General features: G+C 74.9%; 17 protein-coding genes and 2 pseudogenes. 11 read left to right on the top strand and 8 right to left on the bottom strand.

Annotated features, from left to right (window positions below; translation table 11 throughout):
- Positions 1-11 precede the first annotated feature (11 nt).
- Genes ABD363_RS27740 through ABD363_RS27715 form a run of 6 tightly spaced genes read left to right on the top strand, consistent with a single transcriptional unit; the run spans position 12 to position 5,729 of the window.
- Positions 12-1,076 (top strand): NAD-dependent epimerase/dehydratase family protein, encoded by a 1,065-nt coding sequence (locus tag ABD363_RS27740; protein ID WP_344608366.1) that lies wholly within the window; start codon positions 12-14, stop codon positions 1,074-1,076.
- Positions 1,073-1,909 carry a UbiA family prenyltransferase gene (locus ABD363_RS27735; RefSeq protein ID WP_344608364.1) on the top strand — a complete coding sequence of 279 codons (837 nt, stop codon included), beginning with the start codon at positions 1,073-1,075 and terminating at the stop codon, positions 1,907-1,909. The genes ABD363_RS27740 and ABD363_RS27735 overlap by 4 nt, the downstream gene beginning before the upstream one ends.
- Entirely contained in the window at positions 1,909-3,090 is a 1,182-nt protein-coding gene (locus ABD363_RS27730; RefSeq protein ID WP_344608362.1) for an NAD(P)/FAD-dependent oxidoreductase, read from the top strand. The genes ABD363_RS27735 and ABD363_RS27730 overlap by 1 nt, the downstream gene beginning before the upstream one ends.
- Positions 3,087-4,175 carry a type III polyketide synthase gene (locus ABD363_RS27725; protein WP_344608360.1) on the top strand — a complete coding sequence of 363 codons (1,089 nt, stop codon included), beginning with the start codon at positions 3,087-3,089 and terminating at the stop codon, positions 4,173-4,175. The genes ABD363_RS27730 and ABD363_RS27725 overlap by 4 nt, the downstream gene beginning before the upstream one ends.
- Positions 4,172-4,690, top strand: a complete 519-nt coding sequence (locus ABD363_RS27720; RefSeq protein ID WP_344608358.1) for an isoprenylcysteine carboxyl methyltransferase family protein — start codon at positions 4,172-4,174, stop codon at positions 4,688-4,690. The genes ABD363_RS27725 and ABD363_RS27720 overlap by 4 nt, the downstream gene beginning before the upstream one ends.
- Before the next feature lie 10 nt (positions 4,691-4,700).
- On the top strand, positions 4,701-5,729 hold the full coding sequence (locus tag ABD363_RS27715) for an NAD(P)/FAD-dependent oxidoreductase (protein WP_344608355.1): 1,029 nt from the start codon (positions 4,701-4,703) through the stop codon (positions 5,727-5,729).
- 302 nt (positions 5,730-6,031) lie between these two features.
- Here ABD363_RS27715 and ABD363_RS27710 read toward each other — a convergent pair whose 3' ends face one another.
- Positions 6,032-6,439 carry a RidA family protein gene (locus ABD363_RS27710; RefSeq protein ID WP_344608353.1) on the bottom strand — a complete coding sequence of 136 codons (408 nt, stop codon included), beginning with the start codon at positions 6,437-6,439 and terminating at the stop codon, positions 6,032-6,034.
- A gap of 144 nt (positions 6,440-6,583) precedes the next feature.
- On the opposite strand from ABD363_RS27710, the pseudogene ABD363_RS27705 reads away from it, so the two are divergent.
- Positions 6,584-6,920 (top strand): annotated as a pseudogene (locus ABD363_RS27705) (winged helix-turn-helix transcriptional regulator); the annotation flags it as partial.
- Between the two features lie 2 nt (positions 6,921-6,922).
- Here ABD363_RS27705 and ABD363_RS27700 read toward each other — a convergent pair.
- From ABD363_RS27700 to ABD363_RS27690, 3 genes and pseudogenes are all read right to left on the bottom strand, one after another.
- A pseudogene (locus tag ABD363_RS27700) lies at positions 6,923-7,372 on the bottom strand (tellurite resistance TerB family protein); the annotation flags it as partial.
- 76 nt (positions 7,373-7,448) lie between these two features.
- On the bottom strand, positions 7,449-8,459 hold the full coding sequence (locus ABD363_RS27695) for a sporulation protein (RefSeq protein ID WP_344608351.1): 1,011 nt from the start codon (positions 8,457-8,459) through the stop codon (positions 7,449-7,451).
- A 96-nt stretch (positions 8,460-8,555) separates the two neighbouring features.
- Positions 8,556-8,774: a hypothetical protein gene (locus ABD363_RS27690; RefSeq protein WP_344608349.1), complete on the bottom strand. Its 219-nt coding sequence runs from the start codon at positions 8,772-8,774 to the stop codon at positions 8,556-8,558.
- 523 nt (positions 8,775-9,297) lie between these two features.
- On the opposite strand from ABD363_RS27690, the gene ABD363_RS27685 reads away from it, so the two are divergent.
- Together ABD363_RS27685 and ABD363_RS27680 are read left to right on the top strand one after the other, a co-directional pair.
- Positions 9,298-10,629: a hemolysin family protein gene (locus ABD363_RS27685; RefSeq protein ID WP_344608347.1), complete on the top strand. Its 1,332-nt coding sequence runs from the start codon at positions 9,298-9,300 to the stop codon at positions 10,627-10,629.
- Positions 10,626-11,639, top strand: a complete 1,014-nt coding sequence (locus ABD363_RS27680; RefSeq protein WP_344608345.1) for a hemolysin family protein — start codon at positions 10,626-10,628, stop codon at positions 11,637-11,639. Before ABD363_RS27685 ends, ABD363_RS27680 begins: the two co-directional genes overlap by 4 nt.
- Positions 11,640-11,869: 230 nt before the next feature.
- On the opposite strand, the gene ABD363_RS27675 is transcribed toward ABD363_RS27680, so the two are convergent.
- The 3 genes from ABD363_RS27675 to ABD363_RS27665 form a co-directional block, all read right to left on the bottom strand.
- The gene (locus ABD363_RS27675; RefSeq protein ID WP_344608343.1) at positions 11,870-12,322 is read right to left on the bottom strand and encodes a DUF4383 domain-containing protein; all 453 of its coding nucleotides are present in this window, start codon (positions 12,320-12,322) and stop codon (positions 11,870-11,872) included.
- A gap of 641 nt (positions 12,323-12,963) precedes the next feature.
- The gene (locus ABD363_RS27670) at positions 12,964-14,007 is read right to left on the bottom strand and encodes an alpha/beta hydrolase family protein (RefSeq protein ID WP_344608341.1); all 1,044 of its coding nucleotides are present in this window, start codon (positions 14,005-14,007) and stop codon (positions 12,964-12,966) included.
- 10 nt (positions 14,008-14,017) lie between these two features.
- The gene (locus tag ABD363_RS27665) at positions 14,018-14,305 is read right to left on the bottom strand and encodes a 3-oxoacyl-[acyl-carrier-protein] synthase III C-terminal domain-containing protein (protein ID WP_344608339.1); all 288 of its coding nucleotides are present in this window, start codon (positions 14,303-14,305) and stop codon (positions 14,018-14,020) included.
- A gap of 431 nt (positions 14,306-14,736) precedes the next feature.
- Between ABD363_RS27665 and ABD363_RS27660 the strand changes: the two genes are divergently transcribed.
- Positions 14,737-15,483, top strand: a complete 747-nt coding sequence (locus tag ABD363_RS27660; protein ID WP_344608337.1) for a hypothetical protein — start codon at positions 14,737-14,739, stop codon at positions 15,481-15,483.
- Positions 15,484-15,780: 297 nt separating this feature from the next.
- Here ABD363_RS27660 and ABD363_RS27655 read toward each other — a convergent pair whose 3' ends face one another.
- Entirely contained in the window at positions 15,781-16,383 is a 603-nt protein-coding gene (locus ABD363_RS27655) for a TetR/AcrR family transcriptional regulator (protein WP_344608335.1), read from the bottom strand.
- 73 nt (positions 16,384-16,456) lie between these two features.
- Here ABD363_RS27655 and ABD363_RS27650 point away from each other — a divergent pair, with 73 nt between their 5' ends.
- Complete coding sequence (locus tag ABD363_RS27650; RefSeq protein ID WP_344608333.1) at positions 16,457-17,278, top strand: class I SAM-dependent methyltransferase; 822 nt, start codon at positions 16,457-16,459, stop codon at positions 17,276-17,278.
- Positions 17,279-17,333 lie beyond the last annotated feature (55 nt).

Genomic DNA, 17,333 nt, shown 5'->3' with positions numbered 1-17,333 from the left:
CCCCATCCTGCATGCGCATCGTGATCACCGGGGCGACCGGGAACATCGGGTCCGTCGTCGTGCAACGCCTGCGTGCCGAGGGCACGCACGACCTCGTGGGCCTGGCCCGGCGGCTGCCCGAGGGCCCCGACGGCCGTGGGGTCGACTGGCGCCCGGCGGACCTCAGCACCGACGCCTGCCACGACACGCTCGTCGAGGCGTTCACCGGCGCGGACGCGGTCGTCCACCTGGCGTGGGGCTTCCAGCCGTCCCACGATCTCGCCTACCTCGCCGAGCTCGGCGTCGGCGGCACCCGCCGCGTGCTCCGGGCCGTCGCCGGAACCGGTGTCCCGCACCTGGTCCACATGTCCTCGGTCGGCGCCTACTCCCCGAAGAGGGACGACCGTCCGGTCGACGAGTCCTGGCCCACCGGGGGCGTGCGCAGCTCCCGCTACAGCCGGCACAAGGCGGCGGCCGAGCGCCTCCTCGACCGGCACGAGGCCTCCGGCGCCGGCACGCTCGTCACCCGCCTCCGGCCGGGGATCGTCGGGCAACGCGCCGCCGGCAGCGCCCTGCTCAGGTACGGCGTGCCCGCCCTCGTGCCGCCCAAGGCGCTCGACCTGCTGCCGATCCTGCCGATGGACCGGCGGCTGACCATCCCGATGGTCCACACCGACGACGTCGCCGAGGCGATCGTCGCGGTGCTCCACCGGCGCGCGGGCGGCCCGTTCAACCTCGCCGCCGACCCGCCCGTGACCGCGGCGGTCCTCGCGGACGCGCTCGGCGCCAGACTGGTGCACGTGCCCTCCGCGGTGGTCCGCGCCGCCATGTCGGCCGCCTGGCACGCGCATCTGCAGCCGGTCGACACCGGGTGGCTCGACATGGGCTTCGCGCTCCCGACGCTGGACACGACCCGCGCCCGCACGGAACTCGACTGGACCCCGGCCAAGGACGGGCCGCAGGTGATCGCCGAGGTGATCGAGGGCATGAGACGGGCCGCGTCCGGCCGGACACCCGTGCTGCGCCCCCGCACCGTCCTCGGCGCGCCCGGCGACGCGGCCCGGCGCGGACCGGTCGCCGTGCGGCGGCGCCCGTGACCGCCGGCGCGGCCCCGGCACGCCCCGGGCCGCCGCCCCTGCGCGCGCTGCTCGCCGCCGCCCACGGCGGGCCCGCCCTGGCGGTCGGCGCCGTCACGGGTCTGCTCGCGCTCCGCAGCGACCTGCGCCCGCTCGACGCCGCCGTCGTCACCGCGGCGGTGCTCACCGGCCAGCTCACCATCGGCTGGGCCAACGACCTGCGCGACCTGCCCCGCGACCGCGCCGTCGGCCGCACCGACAAACCACTGGTCACCGGAGCCCTCCCGGCCGGCTGGGCGGTGCGCGCCCTGGCCGTGTCCGCGCTCGCCTGCCTCGTGCTGTCCGCGCTCGTCGGCTGGCGCGGCGCGCTGGTCAACGTCGTCCTCGGCGCCGGCGCGGGCCACGCCTACAACCTGGGGCTCAAGGCGACCCGGTGGTCGTGGGTGCCGTACGCCAGTGCCTTCGGGACACTGCCCTCGGTCGTCACCCTCGCCGGTCCCGCCCCCGCCTGGGCGCCCCTGTGGGCGACCGGCGCCGGCGCCGCGCTCGGCGTCGGGGCCCACCTGCTCAATGCGCTGCCCGACCTCGCCGACGACGCGCGCACCGGCGTCCGCGGCCTGCCGCACCAGATCGGCGAGCGCCCCTCGCGCGTCCTGGCCGTCGTGCTGCTGTCCGCCGCCTCGCTGCTGGCCGTGTTCGGTCCCGCAGGATCCCCTCCGGCATGGACGTGGGCGGTCCTCGCACTGGTGGCGGTCCTCGTGGTGCTCACGTCGGCCGCCCGCGGCCGTGCCCCCTTCCGGGCCGCGGTGGCCATCGCCCTGCTCGACGTCGTGCTGCTCGTGGCGGCCGGCTGATGGCGCCGGCCCCCGCCCACTGGGACCTCGCGGTGGTCGGCGCCGGACCGGCCGGTGCCGCCGCCGCCCTGGGCGCGTTGCACGCCGACCCGGGGCTGCGCGTCGTCCTCCTGGACCGGGCGGACTTCCCGCGGGACAAGGCGTGCGGCGACGGGGTGGGCCCGCACGTCCTCGACCTCCTCGCCGAGGTCGGCGTCACCGGCGTCGTCGGCGACCGGGTCCCGGTCGACCGCCTCCGTCTCGGCCGCGGCGGTCTGGTCGCCGAGCGGCGGACGGCCCGCCCGGCGTGGGTGGTGCCGCGCCGGATCCTCGACGCCCGACTGGTCGACGCGGCCGTCGCCGCCGGCGCCCGCCTCCTGCGGCACCGCGTGCGCGAGCTGCGGCAGCGCGCCGACGCGGTGGTCCTGGACGGGGAGGTGTCCGCCGCGGTCGTGGTCGGCGCCGACGGCGCCCACTCGGCCGTCCGGCGCGCGCTCGGCCGGCCCCGCGGCCCGGTGGCCCTGGCGCTGCGCGGCTACGCCCCGGTCGCACCCGGGCGGCGCGGCGCGCAGGTCATCGAGTTCGGCACCCGGAACCAGCCCTCGTACGCCTGGTCCTTCGACCGCGGTGACGGCCTCGCGAACGTCGGGTACGGCGAGCTCCTCCACGCGGACCGCCCGGCACCCACCCGGGCCCACCTGCTCGAACGCCTCGAGGCGCTGCTGCCCGGCGCCACCGGGGGCGGGCGGCACTGGATCGGGCACCACCTGCCGCTCTCGACGGCGCGCCGGCGCCTCCCGGCCGGCCGCGTACTGCTCGCGGGCGACGCCGCCTGCCTGGTGAACCCGCTGACCGGGGAGGGCATCCACCGCGCCGTGGCCACCGGCATCGCGGCCGGCCGGGCCACCGCCGCGGCCCTGCGCGAGGGGCGGCCCGACCGGGCGGGGGAGCGGTACGCCCGCGCCACCCGCCGGATCCTGCTGCCCCACCTGCGCCACACCGCCCTGGCCGCCCGGCTCGCCCGCAGCCCGCGCCTCGTCGAGGCCGGGCTGCGGGCAGCGGCCGCCGACCAGCGCGTCTTCGACGACCTCGTCGAACTCGGTCTCGCCTGCGGCCGGCTCACCCCCACCGTCGCGCTCGGCCTCGGCCGGGCGCTCCTCACCCCCGCCCGTCCGACCGGCCGACCTCAGGAGCCAGCATGACCACGCGCATCCTCAGCGTCCGCGGTGTCCTTCCCGAACACCGCCACCGGCAGCAGGAGATCACCGAGTCCTTCACCACCATGCTGGCCGGGGGCACGGTCGACCGCGGCGTCGTCGAGCGGTTCCACCGCAACGCGTGCGTCGAGACCCGGCACAGCGTGCTCCCGCTGGAGGAGTACGCCCGGCTCGGGGACTTCGGCCGGTCGAACGACGTCTTCATCCGGGCCGGCGTCGAGCTCGGCGGGCGCGCGGTCGTCGACGCGCTCAAGGACGCCGGCCTCACACCGGCCGACGTCGACTACATCGTGTCGTGCACGGTGACCGGACTGGCCGTCCCCACGCTCGAGGCCCGCGTCGCGGAACGGATCGGGCTCCGCCCCGACGTGGTGCGGCTGCCCCTCGTCGGCCTCGGCTGCGTCGCCGGCGCGGCCGGCGTCGCACGCCTGCACGATCTGCTGCGCGGCCGCCCGGACGGGGTCGCGGTGCTGATGTCGGTCGAGCTGTGCTCGCTCACGCTCCAGCGCGAGGACACCTCGGCCGCCCACCTCGTGGCGAGCGGCCTGTTCGGGGACGGCGCCGCGGCGGTGGTCGCCGTCGGGCCCGGGCACCCGCTCGCGCGGTCCGACGACCCCGCCCACCCCCAGGTGCTCGCCTCGCGCAGCCGCCTCTACCCCGACTCGGAACGCACGATGGGCTGGGACATCGGTCCCGGCGGCTTCAGGATCGTGCTGGACTCCTCGGTCCCCGACCTGGTGCGCCGGTACGTCGGCGACGACGTGCGCGGCTTCCTCGCCGACCACGGACTGACCGGCGACGACCTCGGCTGGTACGTCGCGCACCCCGGCGGTCCCAAGGTCATCGAGGCGCTGCAGGACGCTCTCGGAGTCGGGCGGGACGCCCTGGGCGTCACCTGGGACTCGCTGCGGCGGGTCGGCAACCTGTCCTCCTCCTCGGTGCTGCACGTCCTGGCGGACACGCTCGCCGACCGCCCGCCCCGGCCCGGCTCCCACGGGCTCATGCTCGCCATGGGCCCGGGGTTCTGCTCCGAGCTCGTGCTGCTGCGCGCCCCGGGGGAGGAGGGATGACCGGCCAGGTCCTGTTCACCGTCCTGGTCCTGGCCGTCGGTCTGGAACGGGTCGCCGAGCTGGTGGTGTCCCGCCGCAACGCCGCCTGGAGCCTCGCGCGGGGCGGCGTGGAGTCCGGGCGGGGACACTACCCGTTCATGGTGGCGCTGCACACGGGTCTGCTGGCCGGCGCGCTCGTGGAGGTGTGGGTGCGCCGGCCGGACGCCGCACCGGTCCTCGCCTGGACCATGCTCGCCCTCGTCGCGGCCGCGCAGGCGCTGCGCTGGTGGTGCATCGCCACCCTGGGCCGGCAGTGGAACACCCGGGTGATCGTCGTGCCCGGCGCCCCGCGCGTGACCGGCGGCCCCTACCGCCGCCTCCCGCACCCGAACTACGTCGCCGTCGTCGTCGAGGGGCTCGCGCTCCCGCTGGTGCACTCGGCCTGGATCACGGCGGCCGTCTTCACCGTGCTGAACGGGTTCCTGCTCGCCACCCGCATCCGCGCCGAGGACGCCGCCCTGGCGCGGCTGGCCTGAGGAGATGCGCATGGACCTGCTCGTCGTGGGCGGGGGACCCGCGGGTCTGGCCACGGCCCTGCACGCGGCCCGGGCGGGGCTGGAGGCGACCGTCTGGGAGCAGCGCGCCGGCACCGTCGACAAGGCGTGCGGCGAAGGGCTGATGCCGGGCGCCGTCGCCGCCCTGGCGGCGCTCGGCGTCCATCCGCCGGGGCACGACCTGCGGGGCGTCCGGTACGTCGCCGGGCCGCGCCGGGCCGACGCCGACTTCCGGGCGGGTCCGGGCCGCGGGGTGCGGCGTACCGCGCTGCACGCGGCGCTGCGCGAGGCGGTGCTGGCCGCGGGCGTGCGGATCGAGCAGCGCACGGTGCGCCGTGTCGGGCAGGACGGGACCGGTGTGGTGGTCGACGGCATCCGGGCCGGCCATCTCGTCGCCGCCGACGGCCTGCACTCGCCGATCCGCCGGGCCCTGGGGCTGCACCGGCCGCGCCGGGCCCGCCGGCGGCACGGGCTGCGGCGCCACTACGCGCTCACCCCGTGGAGCGACCGCGTCGAGGTGCACTGGGCCCGTGACGCGGAGGCCTATGTGACCCCGGTGGCCGACGGCCTCGTGGGCGTCGCGATGCTCACCGCCGGCCGCGGAACGTACGACGACCACCTCGCCGCCTTCCCCGAGCTGCGGGAGCGGCTGGCCGGAGCCGGGACCGCCGGACCGGTGCGCGGGGCGGGCCCGCTCCGCCAGGGCGCGAGCGCGCGCACCGCCGGGCGGGTGCTGCTCGTCGGCGACGCGGCCGGCTACGTGGACGCGCTGACCGGCGAGGGCATCGCGCTGGCCCTCGCACAGGCGTCGGCGGCGGTGCGGGCGGTCGTCGGCGGCGACCTGGCGGCCTACGAACGGGAGTGGCGGCGACTCACCCGGCGCTACCGCTGGCTGACCCATGCGCTGCTCGCCGCGACCAGGGTGCCCCCCGTCCGCGCGGCGCTGGTACCCGCGGCACAGCGGCTGCCGCGGCTGTTCTCCGCGACCGTCGACGCGCTGGCGCGTCCGGCGGGGACGTGATCCGGCGGGTTCCGGGCACCGTCGGCACGGCGGCCGGCGGCCTCGGCCGCACGAGGGGACCGGTTCCCGGCGCGGCGCGCCGGGCCGCTTACGCGGCATCGGCCTTTCGGTGGGCGGACATGAGGAACATCATGCCGCCTGCACGGTCCGGCGCCCGTCGGGAAACCGCATCCGGTGCCGGCCCACCGCGCCGGCCCCCGGCCCGGCGTCCGCCGGCGGGCCGGGGGCAGGGGGGCGGCCCTTCGCCGGCCGCCGAGCGCCGTGGCCGGCCGCTTCGGCGCTCAGCGGGCGGGGGCGCCCGTTCAGTCGAGGACCGCGGTGGCCTCGATCTCGACCAGGTGGTCGGGGACGTCCAGCGCGGCCACGCCTATCAGCGTGGCCGGCGGGGCCGAGGCGGTCCCCAGCCGTGCGGTTGCCCGGGAGATCCCCTCCAGGAGCGAGGGCATCTTGTCGGGGGTCCAGTCGACGACGTAGAAGGTCAGTCTGGCCACGTCGTCGAAGGACCCGCCGACCTCGGCCAGGGCGGTGCCGATGTTGAGGTAGCACTGCTCGACCTGGGCGGCGAGATCGCCTTCGCCGACCGTGATCCCCCCGGCGTCCCATGCGACCTGCCCGGCGACGAAGACGATCCTCGACCCCGACGCGATCGACACCTGCCGGTAGACACCGACCTCGGGCAATCCACCGGGGTTCACCGAAGTGATGGCCATGCTGTCCGCCTCCTCGTCCTGGGCGCCTGCGGGGCCGTGTCGGCCCGGCGAAGACGCCGCGGTCTCTTGTGGTTACTCGGGAACCGTAGGAGAGTGAGCGCTGACGTGGAAGAACGCACTTTTCAGTGACTGAGGAACCGGACGGTGACCAAGCAGTTCACGGCCTTGTCCGACGCGGACCCGGCGCGTGCGGACTCCCTGGCGCGGGGGATCCTCCCGGACGTCGCCGGCAAGTGGGCGTTCCCGATCGCCGAGGCCCTCGGTGACCGCACCCTGCGCTTCAGCGGGCTGCGGAACGAGACCGAGGGCATCAGCCACAAGACGCTCACCCGGAACCTGCGCATGCCGGAGCGCAACGGCCTGGTCGAGCGCACCGTGCACCCCACCGTCCCGCCGCGGGTCGAACACACCCTCACCGAGCCGGGCCCTGCGCGCGACGGTCGACGGGATGTGCGGCTGGACCCACCGGTACCACGGGTACCGGTCGAACTCGTGGGGCGGCAGGTCGAGGGCGTGGCAGGCTTCGCGGACGACGGCCTGTTCGCTCTTGTCGAAGTCACCGTCGGCACCGCCGATGACGATGCCGATCCGGACGACGGCGCGGGCTTCGGCGGGCTTCTTCCTGGCCTTGGCGATCTCCTGCGGGACACCGACCCCGCCGAGGGCGAAGCCGGCCGTCGGCTCGGCCAGGTTCTCCTCGAAGCGGCGCCGGAGGCCGGCGGCGTGGAAGGTCTGCGGCACCTCGTTGGTGGCGGTCGACTGCGCCACGCGCCGGCGCTCGGCGGGGTCGACGGTGCCGTCGGCCGCGGCGACGGGCGCGCACATCGCCGAGGCGGCGTCCCGGAACGCGCCGGACCCGGGGTGGTTCCTCCTCGCCGTCAGCCGGGCCCGCATCGCTGATGCGGACTCCCGGACGCGGTCCCACAGGGCCACGGGCAGCTTCCTCGTCATGGGGCGCCCGGGCCGGGCCGGGGGCGGCCCGGCCCGGGCCTGTGCCATGCGGGGCGGGTCAGGCCTCGTCGCCCTCGTCGTCGCCTTCGAGGAAGTCGCCGACCTCGTCGACGACCTCGGCGGCGACGAACCCGCCGGCCACGCCGACGGCGAGCCCGGCCGCGCCCGCGGCGACGGCGGTGCCCATGCCGGGCCCGGAACGGTGACCGCCGTGGTGACCGCCGTGGTGGCCGTCGTGGTGGCCGTCGGAGTGGTACGCGTCCGCGTGTCCGTAGGCGGCGGGGGCGCTGTGGTGACCGTGGCCGGCGACCAGCTGGCGGATCCAGGCGTCGACGACGGTGCTCCAGTCGCGCTGGGCGGCGCCCTCATGGCTGACGACGTGCCGGTTGACGACGTCGTGGCCGGAGGAGAAGAACCCGCCGGGCTTGTCGGCCTCCAGGACGACCTCCATGCCGCCGGGGTTGGCCAGGAAGGTGACCTCCAGCTCCCGCATGGCGTGCGCGTACTGGGGCGCGGGGACGAGCTCGATCTCCTGGTAGAACGGCAGCTGCTGGCCGGTGCCGCGGATGTGCCCATACTCCAGATCGGCGGACTTGAAGCCGAAGCCGAGCCGGCCGAGGGCTTCGAGGACCGCCTCCTGCACGGGCAGCGGGGCAACCGCCAGCGGATCGAGGTCCCCCTTGTCCTTCGCGCCGGCCACCGCCAGCTCCGTGCGCACCCCGAGCACGATGCCCAGTGCCTGCCCGTACAGCTCCGTGACCGGCGTCTCCCAGGGCAGCGCCACCGTGAACGGCACGCTGCGCTGCTCGCCCTCCGCCAGGCGGAAGCCGCCGGCGACGGTGAACCGGCCGAAGACCACCACGCCCTCGGCCTCGCCGCCGTCGTGCTCGGCCTCCACCCGGGCCACCAGCTCCAGGGTGACGTGTTCGATGTCGAAGTCGGCGCTGCCGCCCCGGAGGTGCACCTGGCCCGTCAGGCTGCCGCCGGGCAGTACGGGGCCCGGGTCGAGGACCGTGTCCACGGTGGGGCCGCCCACACCGAGCGCGCCGAGCAACTTCTTGAACACCATCGCGGCGTTCACTCCTTCATGTGTGAGATCTGCGGAGCGTGGTGCCGCGGGCCCTCGGCTCGAGGCGTCCGCGGCACCACGCGGCCGGAGGGATGGCTACTTCGCCGTGTCCAGCGCGGCCAGCGCCTGGGCCCAGCGGACGTACTTCAGCTCGGCGAGCTCGGCGACGGTGGTGACGCCGAACGCCTCCTTCAGCAGCTCGCCGTCCCGGTCGGACACCCCCTTCAGCGCCGAGACGGGGGCGGCGAGGACCTCGGCCAGCGGCTTGTCCGCCCATGCCCTGTCCAGCACCGTGTCCAGATCGATCGAAACCATGTATGCCCTCCCAGGCCGATGACGTGCGACAACAGGGGTGCGCGGCCCCGCAGCCGGCGTCCGGGGACGACGACGGCGGTGTCGTCCCGGCGGGAACCGCTGAGCGGGTCCCGCCGTCCCGGCGGCACGGCAGGGCAGCGGTGCCGCGTTCGTCCGGCCAGGGCCGCCGACCGCTCACCGCGCACCGCCTCCCCGTTCCGGGCGCGCACCCGGGGACGGCCGGAATCGCCGGACCGCCCCCTCGCTTTTTCTACACGACTGTAGAAGGATAGGTCGAGTCGGCGAGGCGCTTTCGGGCCACCGGGACGTCGAAGGTGTGAGAACGCCCCGCGACCAGACGCCTCGAAGGAGTTTTACCGACCCTTTACCATGAGGTGGGGAGACCTCCCCTCCCACGAAGACCTTCCGCCCCGCCGGGGGCGGGTGAACGACGAAGGAGCAGCAGACCCGCAATGGGTGAACCCCCCAGTCCGAGCCGTGCCAGACCCCGTCCGACAGCGAGCTGTGAAGCGGGGGTGGCACGGTGACCGAGTTCCTGCTGATCCTGCTCGCCCTGGCGCTGACCCTCGCGTGCGCGGTGTTCGTCGCGGCCGAGTTCTCCCTCACCACGGTCGAACGAGCCGACCTCGAACGGGCCGCCGCGGCCGGCGAGCGCGGCGCCGACAGCGCCCTGAAGGCCGTCAGGCGGCTGACCTTCCAGCTCTCCGGAGCCCAGCTGGGCATCACCGTGACCTCGCTGGTGATCGGTATGCTCGCCGAGCCGTCCCTGGCCGCGCTGCTGCGCGGCCCGCTGACCGCGCTCGGCCTGGGCGCCGCGGCTTCCACGATCGCCACCGTGCTCGGCGTCGCCCTCTCCACCGTGGTGCTGATGGTCGTCGGCGAGCTGGTCCCGAAGAACTGGGCGATCTCCCGGCCGCTGGCCGTGGCCAAGGTCGTCGCCGCCCCGCAGCGCGGCTTCACCGCCGTCTTCGGGCCCTTCATCGAGCACCTGAACAACACCGCCAACCGTTTCGTGCGCCGCTTCGGCCTGGAGCCGGCCGAAGAGCTGGCCCACGCCCGCAGTCCGGAGGAGCTGGTGGCCCTCGCCCGGCACTCCGCCGCGCAGGGCGCGCTGGAGCAGGACTCCGCCGAGCTGTTCGTCCGCACGCTGCACCTGGGGGAGCTGACGGCCGAGAACGTCATGACCCCGCGGGTGGACGTCAAGGCCCTCGAAGCCCACGCCAGCGCCGCGGACGCGGTCGGCCTCACGCACACCACCGGCCTGTCGCGGTTCCCCGTCTACTGGGACAGCCTGGACGAGATCATCGGCACCCTCCACATCCGCGACGTCCTCGCCCTGGACGAGCACCAGCGCGCCACCACACCGGTCACCGACCTGATCACGCCGCCGCTGCTGGTGCCCGACAGCCTGCCCGTCGACACGCTCCTGGCCCGGCTGCGCGCGCAGCGCACCATGGCCGTGGTCATCGACGAGTACGGCGGCACCGCCGGCGTCGCCACCGTCGAGGACATCATCGAGGAGGTCGTCGGCGAGGTCCGTGACGAACACGACCCCCTGGAGGTCCCCGACCTGCTGCCCGGTCCCGTCACCGAGGAGGGGCGCCGGGTCTGGCAGGCCGACGGCAGTGTCCGCGTCGACCAGCTCGCCGAGATCGGCCTGAGCGCCGTGGACGGACCGTACGAGACCCTCGCCGGCCTGACCGCCACCCTCCTGGAACGCATCCCCCGACCTGGAGACACCGTGCACTTCGACGGATGGGACATCACCGTCCTCGACGTCGACCACCACCGCGCCGACCGCCTCGCCCTCACCGCCCCGGCGGCGGACCACGTCACGCAGGAGACAGCCCGATGACCGCCGTCCAGTTGCTCGTCGGCGCCCTGACCCTGCTCACCAACGCCTTCTTCGTCGGTGCCGAATTCGCCCTCATCTCGGTGCGCCGCAGCCAGATCGAGCCCAAGGCCCACGCCGGGAACAGGCGCGCCGCGACCACCCTGTGGGGGATCGAGCACCTGTCGGCGATGATGGCCACCGCCCAGCTCGGCATCACCGTCTCCTCCCTCGTGCTCGGCGCCGTGGCCGAACCGGCCATCGCCCACCTGCTGGAACCCCCCTTCCACGCCATCGGCGTGCCCGAGGGGCTCATCCACCCGATCGCCTTCGTCATCGCGCTGACCCTGGCGACGTACCTGCACATGCTGTTCGGCGAGATGGTGCCCAAGAACATCGCCCTGGCCGCCCCGGCGCCCACCGCGCTGTTCCTCGGCCCGCCGCTGGTCGCGCTCACCCGTGCGCTCAAGCCCGTCGTCTTCGGCATCAACGCCTTCGCCAACACCCTGCTGCGGATGCTGAGGGTCGAACCCAAGGACGAGGTCGCCGCCGTCTTCACCGACGACGAGCTCGCCCGCCTCGTCGCCGACTCCAGCCAGGCCGGCCTGCTCGACCCCGCCGACGGCGAACGGCTGCGCGACGCCCTGGAACTCGGCACCCGCCCGGTCGGCGAGGTCCTGGTGCCGCTGGCCCGGATGAGCACGGTCGGCCACCGCGTCACCCCCGCCCAGCTGGAGAAGGCGGCGACAGGCGCCGGCTACTCCCGGATGCCCGTCCTGGGCCCCGGCGGCACGGTCATGGGCTACCTGCACATCAAGGACGCCATCGGCGTGCCCGAACGGCACAAGCCCTTCCCCCGCACCGCCCTGCATCCCGTGACCCGGGTGCAGATCGACACCCCGCTCGACGACGCCCTCACCGCCATGCGCTCCACCGGCACCCACCTCGCCGCCGTCACCGGCGACAAGGGCACCGTGATCGGCTTCGTCACCATGGAGGACGTCCTGTCCGAACTCGTCGGCCCCGCCGCCTGACGGGCCAGGCGGCCGCGGCGCGTCCCGCACAGGCGTCCGCGGGCAGGACGCCGGGCTTCAGGGCGTGAAGGGACCCGATGCGGGCAGGGAGCCGGTCGCCGCAGGCGGGCGCGGAGCCGAACGGACGCCGCGCCCCCGCGGGGAACCGACGGAGCGGGAGCCGCGCTTCGAGGGCGGTGACTCGTCCCCGTTCGCGGTCGTCCTCACCGCCGGGCCCGGGCCGCCGGGAATCAGCGGGCGGCCGGTGCGGTGCGGCGGGTGAGCAGGACGCCCAGGGCGATCATGCCGATGCCCAGGACGAAGTGCAGCCAGTTGTCGGCCGTGTTGACCGGAACGAAGTTCGCGGCGCTGTCGAGGTCGATGATCAGCCCGTAGATCCACAGGAGCAGGTAGATCACTCCGCCGCCGATGAGGAACGTGCGGGCCGTGGAAGCCGCACGGGCCATGGCGATGCCGGCGATGCCGAACAGCAGGTGGACGATGTTGTGCAGGATCGACACCTGGAACAGGCCCAGGAGCTTGGCCTCGGAGTGGTGTTCGGCGAACCGCATGGTGTCGTAGTCGGTCGTGACACCGGGGATGAAGCCGAGAAGGCCGACCAGGAGGAACACCGTACCGACGGCGAGGGCGGCCTGCTGCACCCTGGTCCGGCCAGCCGCGGGGGTGGCGTGACGAGTGGACATGATGGTGACCCTTCCGGCGACGTAGGCGGCCGGAGCCGCGCAGAATGATCCTTCGGTTACCTTTTACCTCCCGTTTATCCGGTTCTCCACCGCTCGGTGCGCTGTTCGGTCCCCGGCTTTCCGCGCCACGTCCGTCTCCCGGAGCGACGGGATCCGCTCCTTCCGGCAGCGAGGAAGCAGATCCGGCCGCCTCTCCCTGCTCCCGCACCTGAAAAAAACAGCCCCGGCCGGCTGGGCCGGCCGGGTGACGCAGGGCCGGGCCGTCCCACGGCCGCCGGGCCGCTCACCCTGGTGCGCGGCTCGCCGAGGGGTGAGGCTCTCCCCGGTGCCGGGCACCTGGAAACCGGGACGTGAGGTTCCGGAGGGGACAGTGCCGGGTGCGACGCAGAAGCGACCGCGGCAGGCGGGGCACGGAGGGGCCCAGACGCGACCTGGTCGCGCTGTCCGCCTCCCCGAGGGGGGAGGACCGCCCGGGGAGGCGCTGCGTCGCGCCGGCCGCTGAAGGCGGCCCGGGCCCTCCTGCCACGCCTGGCAGGCCGGACATCAGGCCCACCGCCGTGGCAGCCGTCGAGTACGTCGGCCGGCCCGGTCAGGGTGAGGGCGGCCATGTTCTCCCCGTTCCTCGCGGAGCGGTCGGCGGGTCACGGGCGGGGCGGTGTGCCGGGCACGCCGGTGACGTCGCGGGCGAGGGCGTCGAGCACCTCGGGCGCGAAGGGGCCGTAGGTGCGGGTGCCGTCGGCGTGCGGCCTGGACATCAGATGTCCCAGACCGGGGTAGCTGCGCAGGGTCGAGTCGACCCCGTGGGCGGTGGCGCAGTCGTGCACCAGCCAGGCCTGTCGGGGCGGGGTGGTCCAGTCGTCGGCGCCGACGTGCAGGGACAGCGGGCCCGGGACGCGGGCGGCCCGCTCGTAGGCGTGCGGCTGCGCGGACCAGTCCTGCCAGAAGGAGGCCGGGCCGGACTCGTCGCCGTGGTGCAGGGCGCGCCGGGTGGCGGTGTCGTACTCGGCGGTGAGGTGCGCCCACAGCCGCTCGGCCGGCACCCGGCTTCCCAGGCGGTCGTGGAGGTCGAAGTCGTCCCACCAGCCGCTGCGCCCCACGGTGTCGCGGGCCGCCGCCGCCAGGTCGACGTTCCCCTCGTCGTCGACGAAGCCCGCGGACACCAGCCATTCCTGGCGCCGCTGGAGGTGCATCCAGCGTCCGCGCACCGCGTAGCTCTCGGCCACCGGGGCCACCAGGACCAGCCGGTGGGGCGCGCCGAGTTCCTCGGCGGCGGCGAGGGCGACCTCGGTCCCCATGGAGATCCCCAGCAGGCAGACCCGGGCGGGGTCGACCTCGGCGCGCTCGCTGAGCCACTTCACGGCCGCCACGGCGTCCTCGACCAGGCCGGTGAAGGTCAGCCGGGGCGAGCCCGCGCCCCCTTGGAACGACTCGGTGACGAACCGGCTGTCGTAGCCGAGCACCACGGCGCCCCGTGCGGCGCAGGCCGCGGCCACGTCGTCGAAGAGCCGGACGGGCCCGTTGCCCGACACCTCGTCCGGGAGGAAGCCGGCGCGGTCCCAAGCGCCGAACGGGTGCAGGAGGACGACGGCGGGAGCCGCCTGGGCGAGGCCGGCGGGGCTGGTCAGCGTCCCGGAGAAGCCGTTCAGCGACACGGTCTCCCGGCGTACCGTCCGATGGTCCGTCATGGGGGTCACCTCATACCTCGATCAGCGTGCGGAACCAGTGCATTCCGGTGGCCAAGCCTGCCAGGGCCGCCACGTCGCCCGGTCGCAGCTCACCCCGTTCCCGGTGGGCCCGCAGGCAGACGGGCCGGTCGGCTCCGCCGCAGCGGCCCAGTCCGGGGCCGGCTCCGCGTTGGTGCGGTCCAGCCCGTTCCCCCATCGCGCGGGCCATCTCCTTCATCGACCTCTGGTTGTCGTTCAGGCGGACGACGCGGGCGAGGCTCCGCCGTGGCACGCAGGCGCGGTCGATGACCTGCGCCACCCGCGCGTCGACGCTGCGGACGGACGCGGTGAGGCGCTCGGGATCCCTTCCGAGGCGGCGGTACGCCAGACCCAGGGGATCGGGGGAGCGACGGTCGGGTCGGAGACGCCCTCCGGCGGACGGGGGGCGCGGCGCCGCCGTGCTCGATGCGGAAGAAGCCGGCGCACTCCGGGGCGCTGGTCCGCTCCGTGCCCGGCCCGCCGGATCAGGAAGAGAAGAGGGCGGCGCCGGTGGGACAGCTACGGCAATGGAGCTCGCGGTGGCGGGGACCCGTCGACTCCCGACGCCTTGTCGCCCCCGGCCCCCTCGCCTTCGTGCCGCCGAGGACGACACCACGCGCCGAGCCGGCCGGACCAGGTCCTGTGGCGGCCCCGGACGGTGGACGCGAGAAGTCGGGTGTGCCGGTGGCGAGGCCGTGCGAGCATCGGCTGGTGACCGACGACAAGGAACTGCTCGCCGCCGACCTGATCGGGAAGCGACTGGTGCGGGTGACCGCGGCTCGGCACCACTGCTCCGACGGCGAACCGTCGCTGCTGCACCTGTGGCTGCACCTGGAGGAACTGGGCCCGGTCCTGTTCCACACCCCCGGGACCGGGCTGTCGCTGCGGGCCGACCAGCCGCACGGGCCGTATGCGATGGCGGAGCACGGCGACGTCTCGGTGGCCGACGATCCACCGGACATCGCGCTGACCCGGTTCGTCGGGCAGCCGGTCCGCTCGGTCCGGGAGATCGGCTACGACGACGGCCGTGCCGACTTCACGGCCGGTCTTGCGCTCCACTTCCCCAGCGGGAGCGTTCGCCTGCTCGGTCTCGACGACGACCTGCTGATCGCCCACGATCAGCGCCTGGGCGCTGTCGAGGCCCACCTGCACGAGGACGTTTTCCTCGCGCGTGTGGTGCAGACCTGCGGGGCCCGGCCGGCACAGTGGGATGCGTGGGCAACCAAGGGCCGGTACCTGTCCCTGCGATACCGGCACGGCGAGGGAACCGTCGAGCAGCATCCGGGTGAAGACACGGACACATGGGACGGCGAGGAGTCGAGACTCTGGACCAGATGGGACGACGGGACCAACGGCGGCTGGATCGACCTCGCCGATTTCCTTGCCACGGCCGGGCTGCGGCTGACGCCGGACGCCGAGGTCCGCGCCGCACCGCCGGGGATCGGCCGGGAGGGCTGAGGACGAGGGCCGCGCACCCCAGCGGCGACTGCGCGAGCACTGCGGTGCACTCCGCGCCCGACGACGCCCGGTACCCGAAGCGGGACCTCGTCCGGCGTCGACGAACTCCGGTGGCCGCCGTCGTCCCGGACAAGGACCCGGCGCGGGAGCCGATGGCCCGCTCCGATCCCGCGGGCGGCGCCGGGACGCTCCGGGTGAGGCCGTGCGCGGGTTCATGGACCGGGCCGAGGGGGAGATCCGCACGTCTCGCGCCGGGCCGCTGCGTCTTCACCGCCCGCCGCGGGCCGCAAGCCGGGTTCAGCGCGGCCGCCGTTGCACGACGCCGGCGAGCACCGTGGTCACCAGCTTGTCGACGGTCGCCGTGGTCGGCGGGCCCGAGTCACGGTCTGCGAACAGCAGGTGCCCGCCTCCGACCAGGGACAGGGCGAGCGAGTCGATGTCGGCGTCGGCCGCGATGCGGCCCCGTGCCCGCTCGTCGGCCAGGTAAGCGGAGACCGCGGTCCTGACCTGGTCGAGGATCGCGATGCCGCCTTTGGGCCGGGCTTGCCGCAACCGCGCACGCAACCCGTCCCGGAAGGTGACGAGCGGGATGATCGCCACGGGAACCGGTCCGAACAGGCCGGCCAGCGCGTCGGTGAGGTTGTCGGCCACGGTGCCGGTGCCGGCGGCCGCGCGCAGCGCCTGCGCCTGCGTCTCGAGCTGCGCGGCCCGGTCGAGCACGAGCTCGGCGAGGAAAGCGTCGAAGTCGGTGAAGTGCCGGTGCAGCACGCCCTTGGCGCAGCCCGCCTCGTCGGTGACGGCCCGGCTGGTCAGCCCGTTCGGGCCGTCCCGCAGCAGCACGCGTTCGGCGGCGTCGAACAACTGCTGCCGCGCGTCGCGAAGGTGTACCCCGGTCGGCACGCGACGGATCCTCTCGTACGTCGGACTCCAGGCGCCCATCGGCATGTGGGTGCTTGCCCACTAAAGTGAACGCATGCCCACTTTACCGCGAGAGCAGCCGGAACCGGCACAGTCGCATCAGGCTCGGCGGACGGCCGAATCGTTCGGCACGGACGCGCGACGCTACGACCGGGCCCGCCCCGGATACCCCGATGACCTGGTGGCGCGTATCGTCGCCGGGAGCCCGGGGCCCGACGTGCTCGACGTCGGCTGCGGCACCGGCATCGCGGCCCGCCAGTTCCGGGCCGCCGGTTGCACCGTGCTCGGCGTCGAGCCGGATCCGCGGATGGCCGACTTCGCGCGCGCCCGCGGCCTGCGGGTCGAGGTGGCGGCCTTCGAGGCCTGGGAACCGGCCGGCCGAGCGTTCGACACGTTGATCGCCGCCCAGTCGTGGCACTGGGTGGATCCGGTCGCCGGCGCCGTGAAGGCGGCCGAGGTGCTGCGTCCGAACGGGCGCCTGGCGATCTTCGGGCACGTATTCGAGCCGCCCGCCGAGGTGGCCGAGCCGTTCGCGGCCGCCTACCGTCGGGTGGCGCCCGACTCCCCGTTCGCCGGCCGGCCGGCGCGACGTCCGCCGGAGACGTACCGGGCGGGGTACGCGAAGATCGCCGACAGGATCCGCGAGACCGGGCGGTTCAGCGATCCGGAACAGTGGCGATTCGACTGGGAGCGGTCCTGCACGCGCGACCAATGGCTGGACCTGCTCCCCACCACCGGCGGCCTCACCCGGCTCCGTCCCGGCCGACTGGCCGAGGTACTGGGCGCGGTCGGCCGTGCCATCGACGCTCTGGGCGGCCGCTTCACGATGCGCTACACCACTTTGGCGACCACCGCCGTACGCGTCGGCACCCCTTGATCCGCTGCCGCACGGTCGCGCGGGCCCGTTCCCGGTGCTCGTCCTCGGACGGGCC

This window comes from Streptomyces glaucus (assembly GCF_039533365.1).
In the GTDB taxonomy this organism is placed as follows: Bacteria; Actinomycetota; Actinomycetes; order Streptomycetales; family Streptomycetaceae; genus Streptomyces; species Streptomyces glaucus.
Note: the sequence above shows the minus strand (reverse complement) of the source record. Positions and strands in the feature narration are given on the sequence as shown.